Genomic DNA, 6,148 nt, shown 5'->3' with positions numbered 1-6,148 from the left:
CCCAGAACGCATCCGGGTTCTCAACAGACTCGCGATACATCTCCAGATACTTCTGCGTGTTCGCGTGAGCATTCTCAAATCCTGCCGGAACCTCGCGCACGTCGGGCGCTGCAACGGTCTGTTCCTGGGTCGCCATACTGGCCTCCTCCCTAAAATCCTCGCGGCTACGCGCCGCTCCCTAGCCTCGATAATATTCGGGGGCACGCTACCTCGGGGTCATTGTAAATCAAACATGTATCTTCCAGTAAGTCACGATTTTATATGCTTTTTCTTGTAAATATTTTCACACCGATTGCGTTAACATTGTAAATGTTGCTGAAATCCAACAAATTTTTGCATTTCCTTTCAAGTCCTTGCATGTTCATGCTCAGACAAGCGCACGCATGCTCATTTACCATGCGTCACCCTTGCTGAAATTTTCTGCACTGCCGCGTTCGTAGACCTAGAGGGCCACGAAGCCGCGCGTTTACGACCATCCGCCGATGATTCGCGACGCATTCAGCGTTCCAGCACCGCTTGCTTGGCGTCGCGCGCATTGCTACGCATGTCATCCAATGATCCAAAAGATCCTTGCAGAAGGCCCCAAATGGCACCGCCCCAATCCCCGATCCGCTCCACCGACGACGAGGCACGTCAGCTTGCGCAGGACTTGATTTCCGCGGCACGGTTCGGGTCGCTTGCTGTGATCGACCCAGAGACGGGCTTCCCCGCGGTCAGCCGCATCGCCATTGGCCCGGGCCCCGAAGGCGGGCTCTGGACTCTGCTCTCCGGCCTTTCGGCGCATAGCCGGGCGTTGCGGCGCGACGCGCGGGCGGGCCTTTTGCTGGGGGAGCCGGGTGCAAAGGGCGACCCGCTGACGCACCCTCGGATCAGCCTGCAGGCCGAGGCCTGCGCCCTGCCGCCGGATGACCCGCGCAACGCCCTCGCGCGCGACAGATGGTTGGCCGATCATCCGAAGGCGAAGCTTTATATCGACCTGCCGGACTTCTTTTTTGTCGAGTTCCGGCTTCTGTCGGGCCTGCTCAACGGAGGATTCGCGCGCGCCTATCGGTTGAGCGCCGAGGATCTGGCCAGAAAATGAAAGGGCGCCCCGAGGGGCGCCCTTCTTGCCAGCCGAAGGCAGAACAATCTCAGTTCGGGTTATCGCAGCGGATCTTGACCTGCACGCGCCCCTTGGCGGCCTCCGCCCAGTTCAGCGTGACATCCTGCTTGGCGGTGCCCTGCTCGACCACGACATAGGGCATCGACGAAATGCGCGAGCCGGCGTTGTTCGTGATCATCCCCTCGGCCAGAACGCTTTCCACGTTCCGCGCCCACCCGCCGAACGGAAGATAGGCGCCCGGGGTCATCGTCCAGACCGTTTGGGCCGTCGCCTGATCGACCTGCAGAAAGACCGGGTTGCAGACGAACTGCCCGACGCCGTTGAACGTATTCGCCTCGATCTGGATATTGCGGAAGCGCGAGCGGTCAAGGTCGGCATAGGTCGTGTCCACCTTCTCGAAGCGATCGACGTCCCCATTGATGGCGCGGAACACGTTGCACGAGATATTCAGGCCGTGAATGAAATGCCCCGAACCATAGGGCTTGATCGAGAACCAGGTGAACCAGGGCGCCGAGTCGAGGCTGACGAAGGTGTTGCCGGTGACGGTCAGGCCGCCAAAGGAATACTCGTTGCCGAAATTCGGGGTCGGATCGTATTCATTCGTCCACTCGACCACCGAGTTGTCGATGTAGTTCCCCGTCACCGCCGATTGCACGTTGGTCTGCGTGAACACCAGGCCGGCAATGCGGGCGCCGTTCGTTTCCTCGTCACCCTGAAACCAGTGATTGCCGACGATCAGGTGCCCCGTTCCGTGCAGGATCATCGTGGTCCCAAACCGCACGAAGCGCGAATCCCGGATCTTGGTGTCATTGGCATTGACGTTGAACGCGACCGAGACACGCTGCGTCGCCGGAACCTGGCTTTCATTCGACAGGAACTGGCAGCGGTCGATCAGCATGTCCTGACAGCCGGTGCCGATCGAGGTGATCCCCTTGTCCTTCGGCGCGTTGATATAGCAGTCGCGCACATGGAACATCTGACCCGAGGGCGGCAACATGATCGCGCTGGCCTCGCCGTTGCACAGGATCTCGACGTCATCGATGTTGAACCGGTCGAGCTTCGCGAGCCCCGAGAAATCGAGCACGTATTTATGCCGCGTGAAGGTCAGCGTGCGCGTGCCCGCACCGCCAAACAGCGGCTGCGACAGCGTCAGCGAGCCCGCACCCACATTTACCGCGCGCACATAGACCTCGCGCCCGACACCCGCGCCCGAGACGCGCGCACCCACCGGGATGTTGGCGATGTTGGCGACGCCAGTCAGCGTGTCGGGCGCGCTGGTGGAATAGGTCGCCTGCGAGGTCACGACCGTGTCGGCCCAGACCGTGCCGTCGATAACGTTCAACTGGCCATTGCGCAGCACGCGGCGGTTCGAAAAGCTACTCAGATCCGGCGCAAGCGCCTTGATGTCGATCGGCTCGGTCACCTCGACGCGGCGGCCCTTCAGGTCGAGCGAATTGTGATCGGTATAGGCGAACAGCGCCTGAAGCGCCTTCTTCAGACCGGCAAGTTCGCCGCCGAACGCTTCGGCATAGGTCGGGAAATCGTAGCTCGACATCAGCGAAAGCCGCGCAGCGGTGGGCATCACCAGCGTGCCGACAAAGCGGATCGGGGCGTTGATCGACAGGGTCGAGCCGATCAAGTAGCTGCCCTCGGGCACCACGATCATGCGCCCGTTGGCGGCATTGTCGGCCGCGATGAAGGCGGCCCGGTCATCGGTGACGCCATCGCCGCGCGCGCCGTAATCGCGTACATCGACCCAGTCCATCATGTCGCGCAGGAAAACCTCGGTCACGTCCTCGATCACAATATCGTCGATGCGCACCACGCCGCCGTTGGCGCCCGTCAGGTCGATCCCGAAATGGCCGTAGCTGGGTTGCGTGCCCCAGGGCATGTCCACGCCCACGCGCTGCCCGGTGCCGACGATGGCCGAGGCGGTCACGACCCGCCCGTAGCTCTCTAACTCAACCTGGGTCGATTGCTCGATCAGCCCCGCGACATGCCCCGCCGAATTCATCGCGTAGGCGGCGATCCGCACGATGGGAAGGTTGCCGCTGACCGCCTTGACGCGCGCGGTGATGCGCAGATAGGCGCCGGGCAGGATGGGCGTCTGGCCCATATAGCGCAGCTTTTGCGTCGATTGCGTCTTGGTCAGTTCCAGACAGGCGCCGAAATCCTGATCGGCCGGGACGATCGCGGCATTTGCCGCGCCCAGATAGGTCGCCGATCCGGCGGTTCCGTCCCCGCTCGACCAGACATCAAGCCCCAGTTCGAAAGCCGGCGGCATCAGCGCCAGACCCTCTGTCACCGCAATGTTCATTCGAGGTTCCTCTTGGTTCAGTCCTGCCCATGCGCCACCGGCATGAAGCGGCGCGATGGCGGATCGTCATGGAAATGCACGGGGCGCCCGCCGCACCGGCCGGGCAAGAACTAGCCGCCAGGGTTAAAAAAGTGCTGAGGGCAGCGAACGCTGCGGCTGTCACGGAACCGACGCAGCCGCTTGCTACCATGCGGCCAAGCAGCCAGACTGACCGCACCATGCCCTACCACTTGCAAGCCGACGATACCGACGCCACCGCGATGCTGCGCCGCATCGCGACCGAAGAGCTTTCCTTCGCCGCGGAGATCGCACGCTCGCCCGATGGCGCCGCGCGTATCCACGAGTTGCGCAAGGCCACCAAGAAGACGCGCGGCCTCTTGCGCCTTGTCGCCCCGCGTTTCGAGGGCTTCGCCGAGGAAAACGCCGCCCTGCGCGAGGCCGCCGCCGGGATCGCACACCTGCGCGACGCCGAGGTCATGCGCGCGACCCTGAAGGGGATCGCCCCCGTCGCCACCGAAGCTGGCCTGATGCTCGAACGGCTTTCGGGTGGCGTGGGCACAGACCCTTCGCACGACGCGCTGGAAACCTTCGCGCTGGACATCGCGGCGATCCGCGACCGTGCCGCGGAATGGACGGTGATTGGCAAAGGCTGGAAGGTCCTAGCCCCCGGCCTGACCAAGAGCTTTGCGCAGGCGCAGGCCCGGATGGCCCGCGCACAGCGCGATCCGACCGATGAGGCGCTGCACGCCTGGCGTTCACGGGCCAAGCACCACTGGTATCACACACGCCTGCTGGCGCCGATCTGGCCCGAGATGATGCTAGGCCACGCCCAGATCGTTGATACCCTGGGCGAGCTGCTTGGCCAGCATCACGATCTTGCCGTGCTGGTCGAGGCCGCGCCCACCCATCTTCCGCATCACGCGGCGAAAGCCCTGCACCGCCAGATCAGACAGATCCAGAAAACGCAGGAAGCCGAGGCATTCCGCCTCGGCTCCCGTCTTTTTGCCGAACCGCCCGAGGCCTTGGCCGACCGTTGGGGGCGCTGGTTCAAACTCTGGCGTGCCGAGTGATCAGGCCGCCAGTTCGCCCGCCAGCCCGCGATTGATCAGCGCGATGGTCTCTTTCACGCCGTAAAGCGCGATGAACCCGCCGAAACGCGGCCCCTGCGACGCGCCCAGAAGCACCTCGTAAAGCGCCTGGAACCACTCGCGCAGGTTCTCAAACCCATGTTCCTTGCCGACCGCGAAGACCATGGTCTGCAACGCTTCCGAGGGGTCTGCATCGGCGAAAGTCAGGTGCAGATCCTGATCGGGCAGTGCTTCGAGGCGGGCCACCAGATCCGCCATCGCGGCGCGTTCCTGATCGCTCGGTAGGCGGAACTGGCGTTCCGGCGCGACGAAATCGTGGAAGTAGCGCACCGCGAACCCGGCCGCCTGATCGAGGTCGGGATGCGTCTCGGGCGTGGCTTCGGGGGCGTAGCGCTTGATGAAGCCCCACAGCCCGTCCTTGTCGGTCGCACCGGCCACCGAAGCGAGGTTGAGCAGCATCGCGAACGGCACCACCATCTTCGACTCAGGCGGGTTACCGCCGTGGATATGCCACACCGGGTTGTTCACCTGCTGGTCGATATCCTGATCGGGATAGGCGCGCAGCTGCTGGTGATACTCGTCCACCATTTTCGGGATCACGTCCCACCACAGGCGCTTGGCGGTCTTGGGCTTGAGATACATGAAGTAGCTCAGGCTCTCGGTCGAGGCATAGGTCAGCCATTCGTCGATCGACAGGCCGTTGCCCTTCGACTTCGAGATCTTCTCGCCATTGGCATCGAGGAATAGCTCATAGGTGAAATGCTCGGGCGCGCGGCCACCCAGCACCCGGCAGATCCCGTCATAGATCGGCGTGTTGGTCGAGTGGTCCTTGCCATACATCTCGAAATCGACGTCGAGCGCGGCCCAACGCGCGCCGAAATCGGGCTTCCATTGCAGCTTCACGTTGCCGCCGGTGATCGGCAGCGTCCACTCGCGCCCCTCTTCGTCATCGAAGGTCACGGTGCCGGCCTTGGCATCGACATTCTTCATCGGCACGTAAAGCACGCGCCCGGTTTCCGGATGGATCGGCAGGAAGCACGAGTAGGTCTGTTGACGCTCTTCGCGCAACGACTTTAGCATGATCGCCATGATCTCATCGTATTTCTCGGCGGCCTTCAGCAGGATCGCGTCGAACTTGCCCGACTTGTAATACTCGGTGGCACTGGCGAATTCATACTCGAACCCGAAGGTGTCAAGGAACCGGCGCAGCATCGCGTTGTTGTGGTGGCCGAAGCTTTCGAACTCTTCGAACGGGTCCGGCACCTCGGTCAGCGGCTTCTGGATGTTGGCCTTCAGCAGTTCCTGGTTCGGCACGTTTTCCGGCACCTTGCGCATCCCGTCCATGTCGTCCGAGAAGCACAGCAGGCGCGTGGGGATGTCCGAGATCGTCTCGAAGGCGCGGCGGATCATCGTGGTGCGCGCCACCTCGCCAAAGGTGCCGATATGCGGCAGACCCGACGGGCCATAACCCGTCTCGAAAAGCACGTAGCCCTTTTCCGGGTCTTTCTTTTCGTAACGCTTGAGAACCCGGCGGGCTTCCTCGAAGGGCCAGGCTTTGGATTTCATCGCTGCGTCACGAAGGCTCGTCATTTCACACCTCACCGGGCGCCCCATGCGCCCATTCGCGACCCACCTATTGAA

4 protein-coding genes are annotated in these 6,148 nt (G+C 62.8%); 2 read left to right on the top strand and 2 right to left on the bottom strand.

All coding sequences use genetic code 11. The features are described from left to right. The first annotated feature begins 586 nt into the window (after positions 1–586). Positions 587–1,081 (top strand): HugZ family pyridoxamine 5'-phosphate oxidase, encoded by a 495-nt coding sequence (locus LZA78_RS17105; protein WP_233678112.1) that lies wholly within the window; start codon positions 587–589, stop codon positions 1,079–1,081. Positions 1,082–1,130: 49 nt separating this feature from the next. Here the strand turns inward: LZA78_RS17105 and LZA78_RS17100 are convergent, their stop codons facing one another. Next, positions 1,131–3,419, bottom strand: coding sequence for a glycosyl hydrolase family 28-related protein (locus tag LZA78_RS17100; RefSeq protein ID WP_233678111.1), 2,289 nt, complete (start codon positions 3,417–3,419; stop codon positions 1,131–1,133). A gap of 188 nt (positions 3,420–3,607) precedes the next feature. On the opposite strand from LZA78_RS17100, the gene LZA78_RS17095 reads away from it, so the two are divergent. Next, positions 3,608–4,489, top strand: a complete 882-nt coding sequence (locus LZA78_RS17095; RefSeq protein WP_233678110.1) for a CHAD domain-containing protein — start codon at positions 3,608–3,610, stop codon at positions 4,487–4,489. Here LZA78_RS17095 and LZA78_RS17090 read toward each other — a convergent pair whose 3' ends face one another. After that, positions 4,490–6,097, bottom strand: a complete 1,608-nt coding sequence (locus LZA78_RS17090) for a lysine--tRNA ligase (protein WP_233678109.1) — start codon at positions 6,095–6,097, stop codon at positions 4,490–4,492. Positions 6,098–6,148: the final 51 nt, after the last annotated feature.

The organism is Rhodobacter flavimaris (genome assembly GCF_021378075.1).
In the GTDB taxonomy this organism is placed as follows: Bacteria; Pseudomonadota; Alphaproteobacteria; order Rhodobacterales; family Rhodobacteraceae; genus Rhodobacter; species Rhodobacter flavimaris.
Note: the sequence above shows the minus strand (reverse complement) of the source record. Positions and strands in the feature narration are given on the sequence as shown.

Coding starts and splice junctions, on each gene's coding strand:
- LZA78_RS17100 (WP_233678111.1), bottom strand. CDS start 3,419: ATGAACATTGCGGTGACAGAGGGTCTGGCGCTGATGCCGCCGGCTTTC.
- LZA78_RS17095 (WP_233678110.1), top strand. CDS start 3,608: ATGCGGCCAAGCAGCCAGACTGACCGCACCATGCCCTACCACTTGCAA.
- LZA78_RS17105 (WP_233678112.1), top strand. CDS start 587: ATGGCACCGCCCCAATCCCCGATCCGCTCCACCGACGACGAGGCACGT.
- LZA78_RS17090 (WP_233678109.1), bottom strand. CDS start 6,097: ATGACGAGCCTTCGTGACGCAGCGATGAAATCCAAAGCCTGGCCCTTC.